The organism is Clostridium sp. CM039, from assembly GCF_055081075.1.
Map to the genome: position 1 here is coordinate 1,186,288 of NZ_CM143649.1, position 26,629 is coordinate 1,212,916.

Below are 26,629 nucleotides of genomic sequence, written 5' to 3' on the forward strand. Positions count from 1 at the left end.
ATTTTCAAAGAACATTTTAAGAAAAACTATTCATTATCTAACTCCTAAGAGTTAGATAAAATTAGTCTCTCAAAATTAAACAGAGAACTAGGTACGATTAATTACAATAGATATTTTTGAAGAACAAATTAATATTCTTCTATTGCATCGACCGAAGTCAATACATCTACTCCCTAGAAAGGAGGTGATCCAGCCGCAGGTTCTCCTACGGCTACCTTGTTACGACTTCACCCCAATCATCAATCCCACCTTCGGCCGCTGGCTCCTTACGGTTACCTCACGGACTTCGGGTGTTACCAACTCTCATGGTGTGACGGGCGGTGTGTACAAGGCCCGGGAACGTATTCACCGCGACATGCTGATTCGCGATTACTAGCAACTCCGGCTTCATGTAGGCGAGTTGCAGCCTACAATCCGAACTGGGATGAGTTTTTGAGTTTGGCTCCACCTTGCGGTCTTGCATCTCTTTGTACTCACCATTGTAGCACGTGTGTAGCCCTAGACATAAGGGGCATGATGATTTGACGTCATCCCCACCTTCCTCCCGGTTAACCCGGGCAGTCTCACTAGAGTGCTCAACTTAATGGTAGCAACTAATGATAAGGGTTGCGCTCGTTGCGGGACTTAACCCAACATCTCACGACACGAGCTGACGACAACCATGCACCACCTGTCACCCTGTCCCGAAGGACTTCGCCCATCTCTGGGTTATGCAGGGGATGTCAAGTCTAGGTAAGGTTCTTCGCGTTGCTTCGAATTAAACCACATGCTCCGCTGCTTGTGCGGGCCCCCGTCAATTCCTTTGAGTTTTAATCTTGCGATCGTACTCCCCAGGCGGAATACTTAATGTGTTAACGGCGGCACCGAGGTTCGACCCCCGACACCTAGTATTCATCGTTTACGGCGTGGACTACCAGGGTATCTAATCCTGTTTGCTCCCCACGCTTTCATGCCTCAGCGTCAGTTACAGTCCAGTAAGTCGCCTTCGCCACTGGTGTTCTTCCTAATCTCTACGCATTTCACCGCTACACTAGGAATTCCACTTACCTCTCCTGCACTCTAGACACCCAGTTTCAAATGCAGCACCCAAGTTAAGCTCGGGTATTTCACATCTGACTTAAATGTCCGCCTACGCATCCTTTACGCCCAGTAAATCCGGACAACGCTTGCCACCTACGTATTACCGCGGCTGCTGGCACGTAGTTAGCCGTGGCTTCCTCCTCTGGTACCGTCATTATCGTCCCAGAAGACAGAACTTTACAACCCGAAGGCCTTCATCATTCACGCGGCGTTGCTGCGTCAGGGTTTCCCCCATTGCGCAATATTCCCCACTGCTGCCTCCCGTAGGAGTCTGGACCGTGTCTCAGTTCCAATGTGGCCGATCACCCTCTCAGGTCGGCTACGCATCGTCGCCTTGGTGAGCCGTTACCTCACCAACTAGCTAATGCGCCGCGGGTCCATCTCAAAGTGGAATTTTCCGAAGAAAAATCCTTTGATGTTTCGATCATGCGACCAAAACATATTATGCGGTATTAATCTCCCTTTCGGGAGGCTATTCCCCTCTTTGAGGCAGGTTACCCACGTGTTACTCACCCGTCCGCCGCTAATCCACCCCGAAAGGTTTCATCGCTCGACTTGCATGTGTTAGGCACGCCGCCAGCGTTCGTCCTGAGCCAGGATCAAACTCTCAATTTAAAAGTTTACACTTTTTTAGTTGAAATGATTAATCTGCGACAACTGTTAAGTTGTTACGCAAGCTCATTACATACTTTTAGTCTTACGACTAAATTTTACTTTATACTAAAGTAATTAACTGGTTTAACGAAATATTATTTCGCTATCTTTACCTATTTCTCTGTTTAATTTTCAAAGACCAATTTGCTTTGTCATCATGTGACGACTTCTACTATATTACTAGGTATTTCTTGTTTTGTCAACATTTTTTTAATTTATTTTCATTGAAAAATTTATTTAAAAGTTATTAACAGTTAGCTTATCGTGCCACTCGGTTGTGACGACAAGGAGTATTCTATCACATAAATAAGAGCATAATTTCACAACATAGGTACTCTAGCTAGATTATACTCATATTACTACAAATTGGTCTAAATAATTCAATATTTCGCATCCTGATACGCATGGCTAAATGCTACAACTACCTCTTTATCTACCATAAAAAAACTTACGTCATTTGTAGTACTAGCTAAAAAAGCCACTACTCCTATAAGTAGTGGTTACATTAAGAAATATTTTTTCTAATCTTTAAAAGACATACTCCGTACAATTCTATCAAAGCCAATAATAGTGTTTTTAAAAATGCCTTCTGCTCTATCTTTATACTCTTCCGGATTAATCATTGAAGGGCTAAAATGCGTTAATAAAAGTTCTTGTACATCTCCACTTAAAGCAAGTTCTGCCGCCTCACTAAATGTCATATGTTTGTTCCTTATGGCTTTTTCAATATCATTTTCATTACCATAAGTACCTTCACAAATGAACAAGTCACTTCCTTTAATAAAAGTTGTTATTTTAGGAGTTGGCCTTGTATCTGTTATAAAACTAATCTTTATCCCTGTTCTTTCTTTTCCCATCACCATGCTTGGAAAATATGTTTTATCATGTTCATTTATAATCTCATTTTTTTGCAATCTACTCCAAAATCTCTTTGGTATTTCATTTTTAGCTGCACTTCCTACATCAAATTTTGGTTTTCTATTAAAATAGAGGCTATAACCCAAACAATTAGTTGAGTGCTCAAGTTCTAGTGTTGAAATTATTAAATCATTAAATTCTCCTACTGAAGTATTAATACATTTTAATGAAGCTTGTATTCTCACGGGTTCTTGAGGATTTTCTAAGATATTAAGTTCGTAAGGAAGGTAAGGTGCTGCAACCCTTAGCCCTTTCACAATATCAGTAATACCTTTAGGCCCAATTATAGTAATGGGATCAGTTCTACCACTGTTACCAATCGTTGCAAGAATACCTGGAAGTCCTACAATGTGGTCCGCATGTCCATGAGTTATACAAATCACATCTATCGACTTAAACCCCCAGCCAAGTATTTTCATGGATACCTGGGTACCTTCTCCGCAGTCAATAAGTATTTTTCTTCCTTTATAGTTTATGAGAAGTGAAGATAAATATCTTTCGGGAATTGGCATTCCCCCTCCACATCCTAGCAGTGCTAAATCAACCAATTAAATCACCTCATCTATTGTTTCAACATGAAAAATATGCAAAATTCTATGCTAAAGTCTCCAAGTTGAATCCTATTATTCCTCTTTACAACTTAATAAGAATATCAATTTCGAACTTAAAATCCACAAAAAATATAGGGTATTCCTTATATAATTATATACTATCATAGTCTTCTCATATTCACGAACCTTCATCCAAACTCTTTTATTCTAAACTTATTTAGAGGTGCTATATATGAAGGAATTAATAAAAGTTGTAAGAACCATTATGAAAAATAATAAGAAAATTTATCAAGAAAGGTGTTCATATATAATACAAAAACACATCCAAGCTGTAGAATTACAAAACTACAATTGGATGTGTTTTTGTGGTATTGAATAACCAAATACAGATGTTCAATACCCCGAGGAAACTATAGGAGACTTTCCTTCTGAAATGTCGTTAAACTTCTTTAACTATCTCATCGTAGCCTCTTCTATATGCCCTTGGATAAAGTGTCTTACTTTCATCTAAGTATCCAAGTGAGATTAGCATTACTACTGTCTTATTCTCATCAAGTCCAAATTCTTTTCTCACACCCTCAAAATCCATGCCACTCATTGGATGAGAATCTACTCCAAGGTTCTTAGCTGCATACATTATAGACATTGCTAGAAGTCCTGCATTACTCTCAGCGAACTTTAATTTATTTTCCTCTGATGTACCATATAAACTATGTGCAAACCCTTGTGTACCTGCTAATTTTTCTTTATCACCACCAAATAGCTTTAACATATCCTTCCATGTAGGATTTGTTTCATCATATCCAGTTTTATTACCTACAATTATTAGGGTCACTGGAGCCTCTAATATCTTAGGCTGACTACTTGAAAGTTTATACAATTTCTCTTTAGCTTCTTTAGATTTCACTGCTATAATTTCCCAAGGTTGAAGGTTAAATGCTGATGGAGCTAATACCGCAAGATTAATTATATCCTTTAGTGTTCCCTCTTCAAGACCTTTATTTACATCAAAAAAATTGATAGCTCTTCTATTTTTAAAAACTTCTTTTAAATTCATTTAAATACACTCCTTAATTTCCTTTTTTAAGATTATTCGTTACTAATAATTATTACTTAATTTATATTATTATACCGATAGTTTACTGATTATGTCAAGCATATATTGAAATTATTAATTTCTTTAATACTAAAAAATCGTTGAAATTTGATATTATGCTCGCATTCTATTCATATATCCTTTGAGTCCATAAAAAGTACCTATAGCTATTTCGCTATAGGTACCAGTTTATTTAATCTACTTAGGCATCTTTGACTTGTTATTTTGTTTCGGGAGCCTTAAATATATTCAATACTGAGCTAAGTGATTCACGGAGATTATCATCCCTTAGCATAGTCATAGCTGAATCAATTACTACACGGGTATCATATTGGCCCTTGTAAATAGGAGTAACCTCTTTATCTAATTTGAGAAGAGAATAAACTGCTGTTTGTGCTGATCTAACCGAGTAATCAACTGTAAAAACAACATCGTCAGGCATTTCACAGAACTGTCCAATAAATGCCAAATTAGTTGATCCTTTTGGTACAACCGCAGGCCTATCTCCCATTGATCTAGGTAAAAATTGACTTGTTATAAAAGGCATTATACATGGTATACATGTAGATGTTTTAAGAATTAAAGGCATTTCTTCTTTCAAAGCAAGATGGCAACATAATTCTGTTAATATCTCTTCACCAGTACATTCAGACATCTTTTTTTGCACATAGTTACCTTTTTTATTTGGAGACAAGCAATAGCCCCAACATATATTAACATTTTCAGGTTGATTATTATAATATGGTTGATGAGGTAAAACAACTGACATAAGCCAATTGGAGTCCTTGAAAGTAAATACAGAATTTTCATTAAAACTCTCCATTAATCTGAAAAATGTTGGATCTCTAAAAGTAACTGTGAATGATTCCCATAGCGATTCATCTATATGATCATCAAAAACGGATGGCTTACCAAACTCAGGTCTATTTTTCGCTATATTTTCCCAAAGTTTCCACGAGCCTCCTAAGCTCTTAGCTTCAACCTTAGGTACAGTTGACATTGATCCAAGGCTTGATCCTGCCGTCATAGATCCAATGGTTGCAAGAACATAGTCCCCGTTTTCAATGTGAATACTTTTTGGTTTTCCATTACTAGTATAATGAATACGTTCTACAGTTTTTTCATTTTCAGAAGTTTTAAAATCTAGATTAGTGACTTCACAATTCATTTCAAAGTGGACGCCTTGTTCTTTTAGCCATTTAACTATTGGCAAAACCATAGAATCATATTGATTGTACGGCGTGCGACGGACACCAGATAAAGTGTTAATACGAGGCAACTCATGAATAAATCTATGAAGATATCTCTTAAATTCTACTGCACTATGCCATGGTTGAAACGCAAAAGTTGTGCACCACATAAACCAAAATTTACTTTTGAAAAATGAATCTCCAAAACAATCTTTTACCCTACTTGTTCCAAGTGATTCCTCAGATTGAGCCATAATTTTAATTAAATCCAATCTATTCTGTTGATTAAATCCAAGAGAAGATACATCAATTACCTCTTTATTTTCACCAACTAATCTAGCTTTAGCGCTGGACTTAAATTTCTTATTGAATTCAACAAATTCATCATATAATGTTTTTTCTGAATCAGTTAATGACGGAATGCTTGATAAAAGATCAAAAGTGGCGGTGTAGGCTTCTTCATCGAACATTCTTCCACCACGATAGACATACCCATTTTCAGCTGAACCTTGGGCATCTAGACTACCACCTGTTATATTAGACTCTTCAAATATTGATATATTCTTTCCAGAAACATGTCCATCTCTAATAAAATAAACAGCACTAGCAAGGGATGCAATTCCACCTCCAACAAGATAAGCTTTTATTTTATAATTATCACCATTAGAAAATTCATTTATATTTTTATAGTTTTGTTCCATTTTCGCCTCCTATTTTTTGGTTTATTCACTAATCCTTTATCATATACTGTATTAAAATCACTTAACGCCTCTTATTACATTCATAGATGGACTTCCACCTTCAAACATGTTTTTTACTCTCAGACCTATAAGTGGATTTAACTCTTCATGTGTTAAGATATAAAATTTTTCTTCTTCAATTGCCTTGAATATAGTTGCCCCAATTGTGTCAATTGGTATACCGCCTTTGATAACCTTATGTTTCTTTTGCTCTTCTTCTTTATATAAATCACTTTGATAATAAGGCTGGCTCATATCATTTTTATAAATATTTGGTCTGTGCCTCTCACAATTATCAAGGTCTGTTTGAATAAATCCTGGACAGAATACTGACATTTTTATTTTGTCCGTTTCGCATTGAAGATCTAAGTAGGTAGATTCAGAAAGACCAACCGCTGCAAATTTCGAAGTATGGTAAGCTGACATTCCATTCAAATCCAAAAGCCCAGCTACAGAAGAAGTATTAACAATATGGCACTCAGTATCCTGTTTTAACATTATTGGAATGAACACTTTTTCGCCATGGATAATGCCCCAGACATTAGCTTTCATAACCCATTCCCAATCATTTAAAGATAGTAACCAAGCTGGCCCTGCAACTACGACTCCTGCATTATTAAACAATAAATCTATGTGTTGAAATTTTTCAAGGGCAATCTTCGCTAGCATCTCCATGTCCTCAAATTTCATGACATCCATTTCAACAGCTAATACTTCAGCTCCCTCTGCCTTAAGTTGTTCTTCCGCTCTTTTTAAGTCCCTTCCATCAATATCTGCTATAACTATTTTAATCTCTCTTCGTGCACATTCCTTAGCTATTGCAAATCCTATTCCATTTGCAGCCCCTGTAATAACTGCTACCTTACCTTTAAACTCTTTCATAATATAACTCCTCCTTTTTATACTGTTTTATAGAGTATCTTCCCACCAATCCCATTTTGAATTTGAATATGGTAAATACGCAATTGGATCTACTTCTGCCAAAACTTTACCCCTTAAAAGTACTGAAGTTCCTACAGTGTAAGTGCAACCTAGCATCTTTACAACTTCTAATTCTGCCCAAGGGTCATGTGGTGAGTCTTTCAGATTCATCTCAAATTCTCCAGTTTTAAACACTTTATTATCCATAGTTGCACCTTGCTCTATAAGTAGTGGGCTTAAGTCGAATCCACTGCCATCTGGTGACTTAGAATATTTGAAATTAAATATAGGTAATCCCTCTCCATAATTATCAGCAATTATTTTCTGTCCATCTTCAGCATTACATTTTCCATTAAGATTTGCTTTTACACTAAAGAAGTTTATTCCATTTCGAGATACACTTCCGTAAACAGAGTCTCCATCTTTCTTAAGTTCGATTTCTGCCATCTTCTTTGGAAAACCATAAATTTCTCTGCCAAGCCCCATAGCCATGCCATCACTTATAGGCATTGAAAGACAATACATTCCAATTCGACCATTAAAATCTGCTGGTATAAATAAAGCTGCTTCCTTGTATGGAGGGCAAAAATTTGTTCTAGGATAATTAGCTACAAAAGCATGTACCAAAGGTACTTTTAGAGGCTTTAGAGGTGCTGGAAGTATACGTGCAATAATCTCAGGCTTTGTTTCCCAATAAGCTGTGAGCATCTGAGCATCGTAAAAAGTTGTAGGTTTACTAATATATTTTTTAATATCATTTGGATTTTTTACAAAACTATTCATTAATGATACCTCCCTATATTTTATATTTCAGGTTTATTTTACTAATATTATATCATCGCCATCCTTTCTTTAAACTTATATTTTTATATAAGAATTCTACATTTATAATATAACGCTAATAAAAAAGGTGTTAAACAATCAATTTCCTTAATTTGTATGAAAAACATACACTGTACTCAAAGTGTATGTTTTTTGGCATTAGCGGAAACTAAAAGTTAATTATTCCTTGCTTTATTAAGAAAAATAGCTATAATAGAACTAATTTAATTTTTAAATTACATATATTAATTAATTTGGAGGTATGCATTAATGAAAGATTCAACAAAACATTCCGTGATTATAGGTTTTGCACTATTTGCAATGTTTTTCGGTGCAGGAAACCTAATTTTTCCACCATTCTTAGGAAAAACTGCAGGAAGCGCATTTTTTGCATCCATAATAGGATTTCTCATTACAGGCGTTGGTCTTCCACTAACTGGAGTAATTGCCTGTGCCAAAATTAATGGTACTTACGACAAAATGGCCAATAGAGTAGGTGAAAAATTTGCTATAATAACTGGTGTAGCTTTAATTCTTGTTATCGGTCCGTTATTTGCAATTCCAAGAACCGCTGCATCAACTTTCGAGCTTGGAATACATCCAATATTTCCATCTGTGCCACAAAACATAGTAGTTATATTGTATTTTGCAATAACACTTGCCTTTGTGCTTAAACCTTCTTCAATAATTGATAATATAGGTAAAATACTTACCCCCGCACTTTTATTAATGCTAGCTATAATTATATTTAAAGGAATAATAGATCCTATTGGACCAGTTGTAGCTACATCTTATAAAGGTGGATTCTCAAAAGCTTTAATAGAAGGTTATCAAACAATGGATGCTATGGCTTCTGTTATATTTGCAGGAATAATTATTTCATCTGTTAGAGCAAAAGGTTATAAAAATACAAAAGATATAATGAATATGACTATAAAATCAGCACTAGTTGCTGTAGCGGGTTTAACCTTTGTATATGCTGGACTTATGTATCTCGGAACACAAACAAGTACTTTGTTCCCCGCAGATATATCTAGAACTAAGCTAGTTACAGAGCTTGTTAAGTTAGACCTAGGTAGCGTTGGTGCAGTTATTCTTAGTTTATGTGTTGCTCTTGCATGCTTAACAACCGCTATAGGGTTACTCGCAAGTGGAGCAACATTCTTTGCTAATCTTTCAAATAATAAAGTATCTTACAAGACTGCTGCTGTTATTATGGCTGTAGTAAGTGGATTAATAGCTACGAAAGACGTTGATAGTATAATTACATTGGCAGGGCCTGTTTTACAAATTTTATATCCAATTGTAATTGTTCTAATAGTTATTACATTGCTTGGAGATATTGTGAAGAGTAATACGGCTGTTGCTATAACTACATACACAGCGCTAATTATAAGTATTTTAGATACTATAAATAGTATCTACGCAAATAGCATTGGATTTATTAAATTTATTCCTCTATCAAGTGTTGGATTCTCATGGCTTATACCTGCTTTAATAGCTTTTGTAATTTCTAATATTTTAATTAAACCAAAAGAAGTTATAAATGAAGATGGAGCTACTTCAATTTTTGAAGGGTAAGTTAATGTAATACTGTTGATTCATAATTAATATTGTTAGGATAAAAAGCCACCTTTATATGAAGGTGGCTTTTTATCCTAAAATATAGTTTCTCAACGACTCCAACTAGCTTTTTATGAGCTAAAGTCTCTATTGCAGATGACAGAAAAAGAATTGATATTTTACTTGAACATTACTTTAATTTATTATTGCAGAATGAGGCTTATGAATTATAATTTGCTAATTTAGGTAGTAATTCTTGTTTTGTCTATTAAAATAAAAAGTATTCGAACATGGAATTTGAATTTTGGAATACTTGTGTATTTTTAAATGCGCCATCACTTTTACATTCACCCCTTTTATGCTAAACTTATTTAGAGGTGTTTTATATGAAGAAATTAATAAAAGTTGTAGGAGCTATTATCGAAAATAAAGAGAATGAAATCTTATGCGCTCTTCGGTCTCCAATAATGGCTCTTCCAAACATGTGGGAGTTTGCTGGCGGTAAGATAGAGTGTGGTGAAACTTTAAAAGAAGCTATTGAAAGAGAAATAAAAGAAGAGCTATCATGCGATGTTGAATTCATTGATATATTTAATGATAACACTCACGAATACGATAAATTCATAGTAAATTTAATTACTGTTAGGTGCCGCATAGCATCTGGTACCCCCACTGCGAGTGAACATTCAAAATTGATATGGTTACATAGAGATAATTTACTTTCTCTAAAATGGGCTCCAGCAGATATGAATGCTGTAAATCAGCTTGCACTAGAAAAGGTATAGCAAAAATTTTGCTATACCTTTTTTATGAATTCTGTATACAAACCTGCTGGCATTTCATTTTCTAATTTCATTTTAACAGTTATAGGTTTCTCTCCTTCATACTCTATTACATCACCTTTGCCTATGTAAATGTAAGGCTCGGAGGCTCCATCAATTTGCTTATACTTTCTTACAAAAATATGAAGGTTAATTCCTCTTTGTTTATTAAAAATAATATTTTGTCCTCTTTCTGAACTTTGAGCTGTACTATTTGGACTTTGCCATTGAAAATATTTGCTGCCTTTAAATTTATCTTTATAATTTATACTTTCTTTAACATCTTCGTCCTTATGTAAATCTATAAAAAGAAAATATTCTTGACCGTTTGCTATAAGTCCACTCCCTCTAAAGGAGCTATGAATTTTAGTATAATTAGAAAGTAGTGCTGCATCTGTCATTTGATACTGTTCGTATAACTTAAAGAATGGCACTCCATAATACTTACTTTCAAACTCTTTTTCATATCTTATATGAGCATAATTTATAACATCTTCAATGTATATTCTATATTTCTTATTATGTATTACCATTTTAAAATCCCATGTACAATTTAGAACGTCACCATTAAGCTCAAAACATTTAATATTGTTTTTAACTTGAGCTGAATCATAATAGTTTTGATTTAAACACTGGAAAGCATGAATAATACTATTATCATCTACAAACTCAATATACTTTAATATTTCATTTTTAGCTTGATTTAAGCATATTTCTTCATGGCTTAGTAAATATTTAATTATACTAAATTCATATACTCTTTTTATAGGCAATCTTGTTGAAAGTTCTTTAAGGATTTTGAAGAAAACATCCTCTTCTAATAGTTTTTTTAAAGCTTCATCATTCTCCATCTTTGCCACAAACCCAATATAAGTTTTTTCCTTATTTAAAAATCTTAAAGGATTTGGAGCTCCATCATACTTTATATAATCCATAAGAAAATAAGGAGTCTTTCCAGAATTCATCATCTTAAATTCTAAATATTCTTCCTTTAAGTATTTCATGGAATTAAAATTTTCTTCAGTTAACTGTTCTAATATTCTTTCCTGAGCAATTCTATCCATTTGAATATTTGAACATCCAGGTATATTACCAAATTGAGTTGCAACAGCTACCTTTAAACTATCTTTATCATAATATCTTGCACCATTTAGAGCTAATGCTATTAAAAATACTTTTTTATGATTTCCTATAAAATCTAGTACAGTTAAAAAAGATTTTTCTTTATGATTTCTAAGTCCACGACCCAGCTGTTGTATAAATATTATGGGAGAGTTAGTTGGTCTAAGCATTATGACTAAATTAATAGCTGGTATATCCACGCCTTCATTAAAAATATCTACAGTAAATATAACTTCTAAGTCATCCTCATCTGCTTCTAATTTCTTTATGTAATGTTCTCTTTCATCAGCAGAATTCTTTCCTGTTAAACAGGTACTTCTTATCCCTCTTTTGTTAAATTCAGCTGCCATATACTGCGCATGATCAATACTGGCACAGAACCCTATCCCTTTACGTTTCTCTCCATCATAACCGTAAAATTCCATCTTATCGATAATAAAGTCAACTCTCTCATTAACCTTTAATCTCTTAACTATTTCATCTATATCCTGAAGATTTACATCACTTAAGTCAATACCCTCAATATCAGATATACCAAAATAGTGAAAAGGAATAATTAGTTCTAGCTCCAAAGCTTCCCTAAGTCTCACTTCTAAGGCCACATTATTATCAAAAATATCGAATATATTTCCTCCATCACATCTTTCTGGCGTTGCAGTCATCCCAAGCAAAAACTTTGGTTTAAAATATTCCATAACTTTTTCATAAGATTGGCTCGAAGCGTGATGAGCCTCATCTATAATCATGTATTCAAACTCATCATGCTTAAAATCCCCAAGATTATTATTCATTGATTGTATAGTTGAAAATAAATAATCTACGTTTAATTCCTTACTTGTACCAGTTAAAAGCCCTGTGGTTTTATCTTTATTCTTAACGAGCTTCTTAAAAGCACTCTCTGCATCTCTTAATATTTCTTCCCTATGAGCTAAGAAAAGCAACTTTTCAGGTTTATAGCTAACAGCATCAAATGCTGACATATAGGTTTTCCCTGTAGCAGTAGCAGCAATAACTAATGCTTTATCTTCACCAGAAGCTCTTAATCTATGTAAATTCTCCATAGCTTTCTTTTGCATAAAATTGGGTTTAATTAATTCATAGCTGCTAAAATCCAAGCTATTGTTTTGTTGAGTTTTTTTTATTTGCTTTAGAAAATCACTGTATCTATTAATAAATTCATCATCAACAATAGAAGTTGTTTCCCACAAACTTAAATACTCCTCCAAAACCTCGCGGGTAAAGCTATCATCCTTTTTAGAAATAACTTTAATATTCCACTCTACATTACTTTTTAAAGCTCTCTGAGTTATATTAGAAGATCCTATAATTATTTTATACTCATCTTTGTTTTCAAAAATATAGGCTTTAGTATGAAAACCCTTTTTATTAGTAGCAACAAAAATCTTTAAATCAATATTATTAAACTTATTTATCCTCTCAAGTGCCTTTGGTTCAGTAAAATTAAGGTATGTAGATGTTAATATTTTACCCTCCACGCCTTTTTCCTCAAGTTCCTTAAAAGTGTCTAATAAAAGCTGAAGTCCACTAAAATTAATGAATGCTACACTAAAATAAAACTTTTCACACTCATTTAAGCACCTCTTAAGCTCATCTAATAGATTTCCTTTTTCTGAATTCACTATTAACTTATTATTTAATAGAAATTCGGTGTTTTCTATTTCTTTATATTCAATATCAACAGGATTAAGTTGTTGATATTCTTTAATATCTATTTTATCAAATGTTAAATTCATTTTATCCCCCATAATTTCGTATGTAACTCAAGAAAATATGTACACCATCTTAGACTATTATTTCCCCAATATACCAGCGCTAATATACAATAAAATTACTATCCATCTCTAAAAGCTGTTAAAATTGTTAGTTTTCTCATATGAATTTTGTTAATAATTTTATCTATTTTTCAGAAATTGTTTCGTTCATATCTTCATTATAAATTTATCTATTTAAAGCCTACCTGTATCCTATTATTAATAAGTCTATACTTTTCTGATTTTGATCCGATAGAAATACTCCCATTTTCGCCTAACACTTCACTTTTCCAATTATCACATAAATTTTTAATTAATTCTACATTCTTTGACATGATTATCACCCCACTTATAGCATATTATACCATTATAAAGGTTAAATCATTTACATTTGTTATTGGCAAGTACTTTTGGAGAAATTTCGGCAAACTATTTTACTGAATTTATCCCAGTATATTTTTACCATTTAACTGCTAGAATATAGATTTTCTGTGCTCCAATCTATAGCTCTTTCCAATCATGTTAAAAAGTTCGCACCTATAAGATATTCTATCTAATACAGCTGTTGTTAATGCTGGGTCTCCTAAAAGTTCTACCCATTCTTCGAATCCTTTGTTAGAAGTTATAATTAGTGATGCCTGTTCATGAAGGGATGATATTAATTGAAAGAACAAATTAGCCTCATCTCTAGTTATAGGAAGATATCCGACCTCATCAATTATAACGAGGCTTGAAGAAAGGATTCTATTTAGTTTACCTTTGCTTTTTCTTGATATCTGCTGAGTTTTCAAAACATGCATCAGATTATCCATAGTTACAAAACTTACCTTATAACCTGCCTCAACGGCTTTATAACCCAAGGCAATAGCTGTGTGAGACTTCCCAACGCCCGGTGGGCCTAAAAATATAAGATTATACATCCTATCTATCCATTCCATTTCCATGAGTCTGTTTATTTGTTTCTTTGTTATTGATTTTTGAAATAGAAAATCAAATTCCTCCATTGTCTTTTTAACTGGAAAGCCAGCATATTTAAGTCTTTTTTCTTGTGTTTTCTGATCCTTCAAACCAACCTCATTTTTAAGTATTGATAACAGAAAGTCTTGATAGGAAACATTACCTAACTCGCCTTTTTCAATAATTTTATCTGCATCTACATTTAAATAGTTTAGCTTAAGATTTTTGGCATACTCTTTGATTAATTCTAATTTCTCCATGATTGCTTGTCCTCCTTCAAAGCATCAATATAGTCACTTATACTTCTTACTTCCGGTTTTAACCCTCTATACTTTGATGGTATAGATAACTTGTCAATTACAGATTTTTTATCAACTTTTGCAATATCCTGTATCGCAAGATATTCAAGGGTTTCTTTAAACATTCCAGCACTCCACAAGTTTCGTATAACACAATAATTCAATGCTTGTTCTATTAGCGAAGCTTCATATGAATGTACTATATTTAGTATTGATCCAAATTGATCTTTGCAGTATCTTGGTTTTTCACGTTTTATGCCATCTAGTAGCATTTTTGCATTTTCAGTTTTACCGAGAGCAAAAAACAATCTTTCATAAACTTGGTCAATAGAACTGTGAATATCCCTTTCGGGATGAATTATTTTTATAAGTTCACCCTGCCTTGTACTTACTTGATGACTTGCTATTAATACACCTGTATCAAAATCAACTATATTCATTTTGGAGCCTTTTATCATTAATTTAAGTTCTTTACCTGGGCTATAAGTTCCTTTGGGCACTTGATACCTGTTCTGTTTATACAAAATTACATTGTTTTTTCGTACAGCATAAGTTAAACTAGTATTAGATGAATTTTTTTCAAAGAGTTCAGGTACTGGTAGCAAGTGTTTCTTTTCGAGAGCAAACACTTCTGCCGGTATTTTTTTCGTTATTTCATGTTTTTTACCATTGCCTGTTCTATCTAGCCATTTGAATGAGTCTTCATTAAAGGAATCAACATCTATAAATACTCTGTTTATAGCAAAGTTATATTTTGAGTATTTTACCACAGATTCTATTTTCCCCTTACTTTGAGGATCAAAACCTCTACAAAGCCTAACTTTATATTTCATAGTATTAATATAATTTTGAAAACCTTCGGTATAAATAATGTCTCCAGAATTCTCGGCTACTGCAAGCACACGATCTTGGTCATACACTATTTCAATAGGCATACCACCAAGATATTCAAAAGCTCGATTATGAGCATCAATAAAAGAGGCGGTAGTAAATGGTTTGTCTGTCCAAAGTATGTATTTATACCTTGAATGTGATAAAACCATTGCAAAGCAATACACTTTTACTTTGTTTCCATTTAATCTTTTGAGCCATATTTGACCCATATCAACCTGAGCTTGGTAGCCCATGGGAAGTTCATGTACTTCCTCAAATTGTCTTATTGGCGAAGCCTTAGGCAGATTGTATTCTTTCCTTAAATTACTAATATAAAGCCTTAAAGACCTTTCTTTAAATTTTACATCACCATATCTTTCCTTTATCCAATCAAGTACTTGTGCTGCTGACATATCTCTGAAATCAGTAATCCATTCTAAAATATCATCTTTGTAGATATCAATTTTTTTATGTCTATTCTTCGATTGAATAGTGACTTTAGCATATTCACCAGGATCCATGTCCCAATACTTTTGAACTGTTTTGTAATTTATATTTAGAGCTCTTTCAACCTGTGATTTATTAAATCCAAGTGCTTTATATTGTTTTATTTCACTAAACATATTCCATCCTTTCAATTTTAAATTCCCCCTCTGTAAAATATATCTCTAATTGTATCAGAGAAGGAATTATTATTGTACTTAACTGGAAATTATTCTCCTTTTTTGTTTGCCGAAATATCACCCTTTTAGTTTACCGCTAACAACATTTTTACAACTCAATCACAAATAACATCAATTTCATTAATTTCATACATTAAATCAGGATTATTATCTATACTGTTTTTCATTTGAACAGCGGTTTCTATATGCAAGAAATAATTTATTGTATTAAATTCATCATAACTGCTATCCTTTTCTCGATATACTTTCATTTTTTATACCTCTATTAAATAAATTTCTCACCAACTTCCAAACTTCATACACTATATGGTATATTATGTCCATAAATGAAATAGGACTATTAAAATCTCTTTAACTATTATATTTAGCTATTATAGGAACGTGTTAAAAACTAAAAATAAAGCATAGCTTACAAATTTAATTCTCGTCCATTATTACACAACAACACTTATAGACTGATATATTAATATATTTATCAATAAAAGACAAATTTATTAAATCTGTCTTTTTATCTTATTATTAATTATTGTTTTAAATGCCAAAAGAAATATATTTGAGAACACTCCATTTTTAATAGCGTCTTCAAACATTTCTATGAATTCATCCTCAGTAACATCAATTGGTCGTGGAGCTAGTTGAAATTTTCCATTTTTATTTTTCTTATAATAGCCAAATCTTATTTCTCTCCTATCAAGATCTTTGATAAAAATTTGATCTAAACTAAACCTAGCATCACCCAGTGAAAAAGATCCTCTAGCATAATATCTACAATAATCGGTATCACAAAATGCTTCGTCATAAGGATTACCAACTTTTGTATTTTCAATAATCTGATTTATTCTCTTAACAAACCCATCGCTAATTACATCTTTGTTTATAGCCTTTTGGAATAACTCAAATAATTCATCTTCGGTTACATCAAGTGGCCGAATAACAAGCTTGTAGTTATCCTTTATATTTTTCTTATAATATGCAAATCTAATCTCATCTCTTGCTTTATCATTAATATATATCTTCTCTATTGCCATTTTACGTCCTGCGGCCTCATATTCTATACTTGCCTCTTTTAAGATATCGCAGTAATCTGTTGATTTAATCATAAATACATCACTCCTTTGGTTTTTCTTAATTAAAGAATACCACCTGTATGTACTAATTCATAATCTAAAATTACATGTAATTCACTCTTAACTTCATCTATTAATGCTATAATACCAATCTTGGCCGTAGCTAAAATAAACTTATTCGCATTTTTAACAATTTCTTGTTGAGCTTCCGATATCTTCTCATTATTCAAGTTGGCCATTACAAATGCACTACATACATCCATGAAATCCTCGGAGTTATATCCCTTTTCTAGCTTTTCATCAAATTCAAATTCTATAGCACCTTGAGGAGTTCTATCGTGATTTTCATCAGTTAAAGGTTTCAATCTATTGGGTATATATTTAATTATATTTGATGCTGCTAAATAATTACCGAACTTACCATGTTCCTTTTCTCTTAAAGCCTTTGTCAAACTAGATAATCTAAAACTCTTTGTCCATCATCTAATACATAACATGGTAAATCATTAAATATTTCTAATACTCCAGATTTTATAACTTTTGGTGTCTTCATAATATTTATCCTTCCATCATTAGTATTGGTTGTTTATATATATCTAGTATGCTACAGTTGAATATTTTTCTTTTAATACCTAGATACCATATCTCTTTCAGTGACTTTATATTTTTCTTTATTAGCTAAATCATCCCATCTAATCGCCTCTGTTGCCCCACTTTATTTATTTTTAGCCTTTCCAACTAGTTTTCCCATGATAAAACACAGCCTTTAAAAATTTCCATATAGAATATATTCAAAAATAATTTACTGCTATGCTAGTCCCAATAACTGTTTTTCTAGGATATCAAAATCGTATGTTCTCTGTTCATAGTCGCAGAACCCACCACTCTTAACGTTTTGACGTGTCCTGCTACTTTTTTTATTAGCCCATTGTTTTTGATATATTATTACTTGCTCATCAGTTTTTATGCCATTACTTATCCAGTTATTTAGTATTTTTGCAATGTATTTAATGGTCTTGGCATTGTAGTTCACAGCCTCATAGATGGCCATAATGATGACTTTACTACTCACCTGTCTTGTAAAATCTAATATTTTTTCATACACAAAAGGAGTTATGACATGTATGTTCTCTTCGAAAACTTTAATGATTTTTTTTAGGCCTTCTGAAGTAGCCGCAGATTTATTTTTATAGTCTATTGCCACTGTTTCTTTACTCTTTACTTCTTCTTCTTTATTATTTAATCCTTGTTCTTTATTTATTACTTCTTGTTCTTTACTTCTTATTCTATTACTTGGTAGCCTCATGTAAGGGGCTTGTAAGTGGCTATCAAGTGGCCTATTAATTGAAAATTCACTGACTTGTCCAGTTTCTTTCTCTTCTACATCATCATCTGAATTGCTCTCTAAAAAAAAATCATCATCTATAAATTTCTCTACAATAATATTTTCAAAAATTTTCTCCACATCGAGTTGATCTGCCTTGCATTTTTCAAGCAAAACTTTAAGAAATTCTTTGTTTTTAACCTTTTTTAATTCTTTTTGAACACCTAAAATTGCGTTAATATTATTAGGAACATTGTATTTTATCCAATTTAGCACCATAATCTCTTTTGTCTCTTCACAGTATAAGATTTTGTTGTACTCACAGAATTTTTCAATTAATTCATCTACAGTTTCCCTGTTAATCCCTGTTTCCATCTCTATAAACCTTTTGGAAATTTCATAAATACCACTTTGCGTTGTTTTAGTATTTGTTAAAAGATATAAATAAAAAAACTTTTCCTGTGGAGTAAGTTCAAGAACGAAGCTATCACTCCAAAATTCTGTATAAAGCTGTCTATATTTAGCCATTATTTGTTCCTCCTAATGTTTTATCTAAGACTTTTAATTAGTCCCTCTACTATATAGCCACGAGAATGGCAAAACCGAACCCCCTATTATCGCTATACTTTCTATACTTTCTCTTCCTATTTATAATAATTTAATATATTTATTAATGTGATGCATATATAGTTCTGTGGAACTTATCCTTTTACAATACATATATGCTTTTGTTTACAATTTTGGCGCATATATCAAACTATTTTAAAAATAATTTATAAAGGGGATCAGTATCAATGAATAAAGCGATGTATGTTGGACTTTAGAAAAAATGTTAGTTTGTTAAATCATCTGCGCAGGACTTGATTTAAGTACATAACAAGAACATAACAACAGTTAACTTCATAATATATATAATGTATTTATATTATGGAGGGAATGCTTTGAGCAAATTTAATACGGAAATGTTACACGTTAATTTTGGCATGGGAACAGGTGAAACAAAACCAATTATTCCTAGGAAATATACCCTTACTCATTCAGACGTTACCGGAGAATTATTTTTGACTATTGCAGCAAAGTATGATTATGATAAAATCACTGCCATGAGGGATGAAGTGCTGGCAGAATGGATCATAGTTAATAGTGAGTACGCACTGCTGGTTAATGTTATGGTAGATAAAGAAAAGAACCCAATAATGTCAGCTGTACGTAATAGCATTTTCACAAAAGAATTACCGCTAGCATTGCAGGCGCTTAGATATGGAGATAGAGAATTTTTCAGAGAAAATCCCTCTTTAGATAAAGCACCTATTTATGTGAAATTTAATTCTGTTTATCCTATGTTTAATCGTTTAGAACTATGGGGAACTCCTTCAGATTATAAATAAAAATTCTTAATTTAGTATCCATATAACATAACTTAAAATGTAAGAAAACCCACAACTAATTAAATAGTTGTGGGTTTTACTGTATAATAAATACGATTTTCTATTCTTCCTCTAGCTTTTTCCATCTAACAAGTAAAGTTTATCAGCATATTTAGACTCATCTGAAATCTTCAGCTCAGAATTTTTAGCCGCTTGTTTAACCTGAGCACCAGCTATGTTAGGTTTGACAATACACCCAGCTCCAGCCACACAGCCGCCCGGACACGCCATTCCTTCAATGAGATATCCATCATACTTTCCTTTTATGGCATCATTACACATCTCCCTACATTCTCTCAGTCCATTCGCAGCTTTAATCTTTACTTCTCGCCCTGGATGTTCTTTTTTTATCAAATCAGCTACAGCCTTAGCGACTCCACCTGCAACCGCAAAGCCTCTTCCTGAACCAGTTGCTTCATTACTCAAGCTCATATCTGTACCAATTATTTCTACTTCTTTGGCTGTAAGCATTCCAGATAACTCCTCATATGTAATTACAAAATCAACTTCACTTTTTACGCTTTTTCTGGAAGCTTCTAATTTTTTCGCACTACATGGCCCAACAAAAACAATCATTGCATCTTTATGTTTTTCTCTCACAAGTCGAGCAGCAAAAACCATTGGAGTCAAAGTCATTGAAATATTTTCAGCATATTCAGGATATAATTTTTTAGCCATAACAGACCATGAAGGGCAGCATGAAGTAGCCATAAAGGAAAGTTTTTCAGGTACATTTTCTATAAAATCTTTTGCCTCATCAATTGTACAAATATCTGCACCAATCGCAACTTCAACAACATCTTTAAATCCAATTGTAATCATCGCTCTTTTAAAATCATTAAATCCAACATTTTTACCAAACTGCCCCACATATGATGGAGCTACAATTGCAATTACTTCTTTCTTTTGATTAATTGCCTGAATTAGTTGAAATATTTGGCTTTTATCAGATATTGCTCCAAAAGGACAATTTACCAAACACATTCCACAGCTAACACATTTATCATAATCTATTGATGCTCTGCCATATTCATCCGTATATATTGCATCCACTCCGCATGCCATGGCACATGGGCGCCCATGTTTTATTATTGCTGAATACGGACACACTTTAGCACATAAACCACACTTTATACATTTTTCCTGATCAATAACACTTTTCCCATTAGCTATACTAACTGCGCCTTTAGGACAAACTTCTACACAAGGGTGTGCTAGGCAGCCACGGCACATATTTGTAACTTCATAGCTATTTGTTGGACAAGAATTACAAGCAAATTTTATAATATTTACAAGTGGCGGTTCATAATATTTTGAAGGTTTGGTTGCCCCCTCTAATCCCTCCGTAATTGATCTTGGTTTATCACTTGGTCTTAAATTTAGTCCCATTGCCAAACGGATTCGCTCACTAACTATTGCTCTTTCAAGAAATGTACTTTCTCTATACTTACCCACCTCTCCACGAATGATCTCATATGGAATATTCTCTATATCTTTTAAATTGTCTTCAAAGGCCATCTTACTTACGGCCGTAAAAACTTTGTGTCTAATATCAGTAAGTGTTTTATATTCGTATTTCATTTTTACTCCTTTTATGCTTTGATATTTATAAAAACTACATATATATATTCTTCGTTAGAATATCATATAGTATAATTCAGTCAATTTTGTTTGTGTATTTATTTTACTTATAGCTTTTTATATTATAACTGGTTAATTATCATGAATTTTTCTTTAATTGCTGTGATTGCACCTTGAACAGCGCTCTTACCTTTTTTCTATATGACTATCCCATCACAATGGTCTACTTCATGTTGAATAATTTGAGCAATCCATCCTGAGTATTTTCCCCTTCGCTTCTTAAATCCCGAATCAAAATACTCTACTTCTATCTCTTTGAATCTATTAGTTTTTCTAACACCTATAAGTGAAAGACATCCTTCTTCTGTTTCATATTGACCCGATTTATTCGCTATCACAGGATTAATCATCGGAACGTTCATATCACCCATACTGATCACAATAATTCTTTTTTTGACACCAATCATATTAGCTGCCATTCCTACACACCCTTCTTTATTTGCTTTAAGCGTATCAAGCAAATCCTGTATCACCTGAGCATCTGCTTTTGTAGCAAGTTCTGATTTTTGATTAAGAAAAAATATGTCTTTCATAATTGATCTAACCATATGTTATACTCCTTCTTTAGTCTTATTTATATTTTTAAATGATTCCTCTATTGTACAAATACATTATGGAGCTTGTATTAGAAAATGCATAGCAAAATTTGATTTTACTATACACTTTCTATGAATTCAATATAATTTCTTAATTAATAATGGTAACTTATCTAATTTTTCACTATATCTTTCTTCATTAAATAACTCCTCGTTTTTCAAAACATAATATAGCTCTTCCACTAAAACTGCTCCAATCATTTTCTTTGCCATATCTTGTGCATATCCACAAGCTACTAATTTTTCAAAAACTTCAGTTGTACATTTAGGATTGTTATCCTTTATTTGATTTTCAACAGTTTCCATAATATGGTCTTTTAATTTATCCTTTACCAAGATTGCATTTCCCCTTTATTTAGTTATTGTTTATCGCAAACATTGTTCTCTAAATGCTAAACATCTATATCAATGATAACATAGCTGATAAGAAATATTAATACATTCATCCCTTTTATACTATCTTCTTTTATTCTGAAACTCCCACGATTAAAAGCATGTGGTTCTTAGGTACTAAATAACTTTCTTTAATATCACGAATGATATTAACACTAATTATTTTCCCCAAAAATTTCACCATCAAGGATTGCAACCAACCCATTAGCGATAGCATAATGCCCGTTTCAAGACATTTTTTTATTCTAAACTCCCATACTACTTAAATTATCTAATCCTTGCAATCTTTTAATTTCTTTACTATGCAATACTAAAAACTTTTCAAAATCTTTATTACATGCATCAAAATTTATACTGCATAAATCATCATTAACATTTTTAATTAGGTATGCCGAATATATATCCCTTTGGACTTTGATTTGTTTGCCATTATATTCAAAATCATTCCACCTTTGAGATAATTTCTTTTTACTATATTGTTGATTTAAGTGGTTATACTGTGAAGCTTTCACTTGCCACGTATTAATTTCAAAGTATTTTCCGCCTTTAGATTTTAGCTTATTTTCTAGCATTGTTAAAAATTTACTAGGTGCTTTATTTGCTAATGATTTACCAAATCTCTTTTTCTTGTTAATCCTTCCAGTCTTATCATTAGTAGTTGCATTTTTAACACGTTTTTGCAATCCTTTAAAATTCATTTCTTCAACATAGACTACATTGCAATTTTTTACTATTTCATTAATCATTATATTATGATCTTGTTCTCTTATATCCCTTTGTTTCCTATATATATCTTTAAGTTTATTCTTAGCTTTTACGTATCTCTTTGAATATTTCCATTCTAATTTAACACCTTTTTTTATACTGCAATTTTCATCGAAATTATTAGGATTAGTTTTTCTCTTACTTCTATCCATATATCTTTGAATTCTACGTTTTTCATTTTCAATATTTTGTACATGTGGAGCCAATTCATATAGCTTAACATCAGATTCACAAGTATAAGCGATTGTCTGTGTGCCTATGTCAATTCCGCAATCTCCAAGGCCGATATCATTTCTAATTTCTCCTGTCTCTTGGTTAAACTTAGTAGGAGCTACTCCATCCAAAACTATTTGAAGTATATATTTATAACGCCCTCGTACAAATTTCCTTTTAATTCTACAGAAACATATTTTATTCCTTAAAGCATCTATCTCATATTGGTTATTTATATTAAGCATTGTTTCAATCTTTAACCCATTCCATTTAAGCGTATTTGTTTCAATATCATATTTTATTCCAGTGCCATTAGATTTACCTTCTAATGAATTTAACGGATTGTTTCTACCTTTAAAGTGAACTTGTTCACCTTTGCCAAATAAATTATTTTCTAAAGATTCCCATACTCTTGATGCAATCTTCTGAGCAGTGAAGCTGTCTAAATTATGTTTAAATGTATGTTGCGTTGATCTTACATCTTCATGAAGTGAATATTCGGTTAGCCTAAATTCTTTAAGCATTGCATTTTTAATATCAAAATACGGAGTGCAAAGCTTGTTCAATTCTTTCTTGTCCAATTTATTTTTATAAATATTTGATAATTCAGATTGATTTTTCCTCCAGTTTTTAGTCTTGCTCATTTCATTATACCTACTTAAAGCTTTACCTAAAACTGAATTATAGATCTTCCTTCCAATCTCAAATCTTTTATCCAATATCTTTTCTTCAAATTTTTCAAGTTTAAGATTTAGGTTCAATACGAACCGTTGTTTAGCTTCTTTTTTTGCCACTGAATATTCACCTCACTTTCTATAGTTGAAGTTTCAATTTTAACGACATTTCAGAAGGAAGTCTCCCACTTCTATAAGCTGGAGTTACATACCCTAACAAACAGAAAACTTCAGTGGAAGTATAAATCTCCTTCTGAAGTCGTTAATACTTCAGCTCCGCAGGAGATGATTTAATCCCCTTAGTTATGTATTTAAGTCTTCTTCTACACTATGTATTAATAATATTTTCTCCTATCCCTTGGACAATATACAAAAATGATAATTAATTATAGTGTTATATTTGTTCCTTTATTATTTTTTTTATAATTCTTTTATTGCCTATCGACAAGTGCTATCCATCCCACACCTTAAGGAGTGGGCTTTCCGCACAAATTCATTGTAAATTCAAAACTGTAATTAGTTTTGAAAAATATATTGACTTCAAATTGAATAGTAGTTTGTAAATGTTACAATAAGCCTGTGAATTTTTCAGTGAGACAATAAAATCCAAAGAATAAAAAGACATTTAGGTGTGCAGTGGTTTATATTAATAAGCTTAGGGAGAAGAATGTTGATGTAGATTTTATTGCAGATGATAACATGGTGGATTGACTATACGAATATATTAAAAGGGAATTCATTTGAACTGCCCCCTGTCAAGTAGACAGTGGAAATAATTAAAGATTTTATGTAAGGCGTCTATTATTTGGTAGGCGCTTTATTTATGCTGCATTACCTAATAGATATCGCTGATATTCCATTGGTGTCATGCACTTTAAACGTTTTTGATAACGTCTATTATTATAATATTCTATATAGTCTTCAATCGATTTCTTTAAGCTTTCATAGTCTTCAAATTTATGAAGATAATACATTTCTGTTTTTAAGATTCCCCAAAATCCTTCCATTGGACCATTATCAATACAATGCCCAACCCTCGACATGCTCTGTATCATTCCAGCTTTTTTTAGTTTTTCTTTAAATATTTTTGAAGTATACTGGAAACCTCGGTCACTATGAAATATTGGTTTAGCATCAGGGTATACTTTAACAGCAAGATTAAAGGTTTGATAAACCAATTGGTTATTATTAGAATGACCAATGACATATGAAACAATACTTCTATCACCTAAATCAAATATTGCACTTAGATAAGCCTTTTGTCCACTTCTCCCATATTTAAACTCGGTTACATCTGTAAGCCATTTTTTATTGACTTGTTCTGCTTTAAAATTTCTATCCAAAATATTTTCTGCAGTAACTTCAGGAGTTGACTTAATATAATTATATCTTTTTTTTCTGCATACGGATTTTAATCCTAATATCTGCATCAGACGATAAATTCGTTTATAATTAACTTTTTTATTATATTCTCTACGGATTTTAATCGTCATCTGGCGATAGCCTAAGATACCGTCTTTTTCCTCATATAACTCACAAATAAGCTTTAATAATTCTTCGTTTTTCAATACTCGGTTACTTTTTTCTCTGTGTAGCCATTTATAATATGCAGAATGGCTAACGCCGCCTATAATGCACAACTCAGTTATAGGAAATTTATCTTTGTTAGATAATTCTTGGATTGCAAGATAAGTATCTTCGTATCTAGCTTCGCTTAATATCGCCTTCTTTCTATCTCTTGGATTTTTTTTAGAAGAGCATTCTCCATCCGTAATCTTCTATTTTGTGCTTCTAAAAGCTTGTATTGAGCTTTTAGCTTTTCATCTTCTGTCATTAACTCTTCAGCCTTTGGCTTTCCACGTCGGTCCAAAAGCCCTTCAATACCAAACTGATTATACTTCTTCATCCAGGTATAAATCTGAGGATAAGATACCTTATATTTTTCAACAGTTTTATTATAACTGTTATTGTTTTCAATACAGTACTTTATGATTTCAATGCGTTCAATATAAGAAGTTTTGCGTCCTTTGGTCATGATTATTTTTCCTCCTGTTCCAGAAGATTTTATGTTTTCATGACCATTATACTTCTTTATCCAATTGCATAAAACTGTATTTGACGAAATATGATACTTAATGCATAAATCATTCAGTGAGCCATGCCCATCAAGATATTCTTTTACAATGTTAATCTTGATTTTGGCAGTATAAGAAGTATTTTTGCTAGAATGTTTTAACCCAGCTTCACCTTCTGATTTATATCGTATTACCCATTTTTGAAAAGAACTCTTATGTACTTGAAGTTTGTTGCATAAACTTAACATACTAGCTTTTCCATTTAAATATGATGTTACAGCCTTAATTTTTTGTTGGTCTGATATAGTTGATTTTCTTCCCATAAAAAAATAGCCCTCCTTATAGTAAACAGTTTTATTATTTTAACTGTCTACCATAAGGGGAGCATATCA

General features: G+C 32.4%; 23 protein-coding genes and 1 rRNA gene. 4 read left to right on the plus strand and 20 right to left on the minus strand.

The genetic code is table 11. The features are described from left to right. Positions 1-177 precede the first annotated feature (177 nt). Positions 178-1,695 (minus strand): 16S ribosomal RNA (locus ACWJJ2_RS05585). A gap of 560 nt (positions 1,696-2,255) precedes the next feature. After that, positions 2,256-3,200 (minus strand): ribonuclease Z, encoded by a 945-nt coding sequence (locus ACWJJ2_RS05590; protein WP_462953955.1) that lies wholly within the window; start codon positions 3,198-3,200, stop codon positions 2,256-2,258. 235 nt (positions 3,201-3,435) lie between these two features. On the opposite strand from ACWJJ2_RS05590, the gene ACWJJ2_RS05595 reads away from it, so the two are divergent. Then, entirely contained in the window at positions 3,436-3,582 is a 147-nt protein-coding gene (locus ACWJJ2_RS05595; RefSeq protein ID WP_462953956.1) for a hypothetical protein, read from the plus strand. 60 nt (positions 3,583-3,642) lie between these two features. Here ACWJJ2_RS05595 and ACWJJ2_RS05600 read toward each other — a convergent pair whose 3' ends face one another. The 4 genes from ACWJJ2_RS05600 to ACWJJ2_RS05615 all read right to left on the minus strand — a co-directional run bounded on the left by ACWJJ2_RS05600 (position 3,643) and on the right by ACWJJ2_RS05615 (position 7,933). Further along, a complete protein-coding gene (locus tag ACWJJ2_RS05600; RefSeq protein WP_220287451.1) occupies positions 3,643-4,260 on the minus strand; it encodes a nitroreductase family protein in 618 nt (205 codons plus the stop codon). Between the two features lie 259 nt (positions 4,261-4,519). Next, positions 4,520-6,190: an oleate hydratase gene (locus ACWJJ2_RS05605; RefSeq protein WP_462953957.1), complete on the minus strand. Its 1,671-nt coding sequence runs from the start codon at positions 6,188-6,190 to the stop codon at positions 4,520-4,522. Positions 6,191-6,247: 57 nt separating this feature from the next. Continuing rightward, the gene (locus tag ACWJJ2_RS05610; RefSeq protein WP_220287455.1) at positions 6,248-7,111 is read right to left on the minus strand and encodes an SDR family NAD(P)-dependent oxidoreductase; all 864 of its coding nucleotides are present in this window, start codon (positions 7,109-7,111) and stop codon (positions 6,248-6,250) included. 27 nt (positions 7,112-7,138) lie between these two features. Further along, positions 7,139-7,933 carry an acetoacetate decarboxylase family protein gene (locus ACWJJ2_RS05615; RefSeq protein WP_216304089.1) on the minus strand — a complete coding sequence of 265 codons (795 nt, stop codon included), beginning with the start codon at positions 7,931-7,933 and terminating at the stop codon, positions 7,139-7,141. A gap of 309 nt (positions 7,934-8,242) precedes the next feature. On the opposite strand from ACWJJ2_RS05615, the gene brnQ reads away from it, so the two are divergent. Beyond that, entirely contained in the window at positions 8,243-9,553 is a 1,311-nt protein-coding gene (gene brnQ, locus ACWJJ2_RS05620) for a branched-chain amino acid transport system II carrier protein (protein WP_462953958.1), read from the plus strand. Positions 9,554-9,921: 368 nt separating this feature from the next. After that, positions 9,922-10,320: a (deoxy)nucleoside triphosphate pyrophosphohydrolase gene (locus ACWJJ2_RS05625; protein WP_220320541.1), complete on the plus strand. Its 399-nt coding sequence runs from the start codon at positions 9,922-9,924 to the stop codon at positions 10,318-10,320. An 11-nt stretch (positions 10,321-10,331) separates the two neighbouring features. Here ACWJJ2_RS05625 and ACWJJ2_RS05630 read toward each other — a convergent pair whose 3' ends face one another. The 8 genes from ACWJJ2_RS05630 to ACWJJ2_RS05665 all read right to left on the minus strand — a co-directional run bounded on the left by ACWJJ2_RS05630 (position 10,332) and on the right by ACWJJ2_RS05665 (position 18,981). Further along, positions 10,332-13,232 carry a DEAD/DEAH box helicase gene (locus ACWJJ2_RS05630; RefSeq protein ID WP_462953959.1) on the minus strand — a complete coding sequence of 967 codons (2,901 nt, stop codon included), beginning with the start codon at positions 13,230-13,232 and terminating at the stop codon, positions 10,332-10,334. Positions 13,233-13,441: 209 nt separating this feature from the next. Then, positions 13,442-13,585 (minus strand): hypothetical protein, encoded by a 144-nt coding sequence (locus tag ACWJJ2_RS05635; RefSeq protein ID WP_220320543.1) that lies wholly within the window; start codon positions 13,583-13,585, stop codon positions 13,442-13,444. Positions 13,586-13,723: 138 nt separating this feature from the next. Then, the gene (gene istB, locus ACWJJ2_RS05640) at positions 13,724-14,467 is read right to left on the minus strand and encodes an IS21-like element helper ATPase IstB (protein WP_258280588.1); all 744 of its coding nucleotides are present in this window, start codon (positions 14,465-14,467) and stop codon (positions 13,724-13,726) included. Beyond that, complete coding sequence (gene istA / locus ACWJJ2_RS05645; RefSeq protein ID WP_258280587.1) at positions 14,455-16,017, minus strand: IS21 family transposase; 1,563 nt, start codon at positions 16,015-16,017, stop codon at positions 14,455-14,457. Before istA ends, istB begins: the two co-directional genes overlap by 13 nt. Before the next feature lie 140 nt (positions 16,018-16,157). Beyond that, a complete protein-coding gene (locus ACWJJ2_RS05650; RefSeq protein ID WP_220320544.1) occupies positions 16,158-16,313 on the minus strand; it encodes a hypothetical protein in 156 nt (51 codons plus the stop codon). A 243-nt stretch (positions 16,314-16,556) separates the two neighbouring features. Beyond that, positions 16,557-17,162 carry a hypothetical protein gene (locus tag ACWJJ2_RS05655; protein ID WP_220320545.1) on the minus strand — a complete coding sequence of 202 codons (606 nt, stop codon included), beginning with the start codon at positions 17,160-17,162 and terminating at the stop codon, positions 16,557-16,559. Between the two features lie 29 nt (positions 17,163-17,191). Next, a complete protein-coding gene (locus ACWJJ2_RS05660; protein WP_258876471.1) occupies positions 17,192-17,581 on the minus strand; it encodes a hypothetical protein in 390 nt (129 codons plus the stop codon). Positions 17,582-17,937: 356 nt separating this feature from the next. Further along, complete coding sequence (locus ACWJJ2_RS05665; RefSeq protein ID WP_220320546.1) at positions 17,938-18,981, minus strand: DnaD domain-containing protein; 1,044 nt, start codon at positions 18,979-18,981, stop codon at positions 17,938-17,940. A 413-nt stretch (positions 18,982-19,394) separates the two neighbouring features. Between ACWJJ2_RS05665 and ACWJJ2_RS05670 the strand changes: the two genes are divergently transcribed. Then, the gene (locus ACWJJ2_RS05670; RefSeq protein ID WP_258876472.1) at positions 19,395-19,841 is read left to right on the plus strand and encodes a staygreen family protein; all 447 of its coding nucleotides are present in this window, start codon (positions 19,395-19,397) and stop codon (positions 19,839-19,841) included. Positions 19,842-19,952: 111 nt separating this feature from the next. On the opposite strand, the gene ACWJJ2_RS05675 is transcribed toward ACWJJ2_RS05670, so the two are convergent. The 6 genes from ACWJJ2_RS05675 to ACWJJ2_RS05700 form a co-directional block, all read right to left on the minus strand. Further along, positions 19,953-21,461 (minus strand): 4Fe-4S dicluster domain-containing protein, encoded by a 1,509-nt coding sequence (locus tag ACWJJ2_RS05675; protein WP_220320547.1) that lies wholly within the window; start codon positions 21,459-21,461, stop codon positions 19,953-19,955. Between the two features lie 197 nt (positions 21,462-21,658). Beyond that, positions 21,659-22,069, minus strand: coding sequence for a peptide deformylase (locus tag ACWJJ2_RS05680; protein WP_216304104.1), 411 nt, complete (start codon positions 22,067-22,069; stop codon positions 21,659-21,661). A gap of 126 nt (positions 22,070-22,195) precedes the next feature. Next, positions 22,196-22,453, minus strand: a complete 258-nt coding sequence (locus tag ACWJJ2_RS05685) for a hypothetical protein (protein ID WP_216304105.1) — start codon at positions 22,451-22,453, stop codon at positions 22,196-22,198. 302 nt (positions 22,454-22,755) lie between these two features. After that, positions 22,756-24,282, minus strand: a complete 1,527-nt coding sequence (locus ACWJJ2_RS05690; protein WP_216304106.1) for a transposase — start codon at positions 24,280-24,282, stop codon at positions 22,756-22,758. Between the two features lie 701 nt (positions 24,283-24,983). Further along, positions 24,984-25,802 carry an IS3 family transposase gene (locus ACWJJ2_RS05695; protein WP_253198320.1) on the minus strand — a complete coding sequence of 273 codons (819 nt, stop codon included), beginning with the start codon at positions 25,800-25,802 and terminating at the stop codon, positions 24,984-24,986. A 74-nt stretch (positions 25,803-25,876) separates the two neighbouring features. After that, positions 25,877-26,560 (minus strand): helix-turn-helix domain-containing protein, encoded by a 684-nt coding sequence (locus ACWJJ2_RS05700; RefSeq protein WP_258280590.1) that lies wholly within the window; start codon positions 26,558-26,560, stop codon positions 25,877-25,879. Positions 26,561-26,629 lie beyond the last annotated feature (69 nt).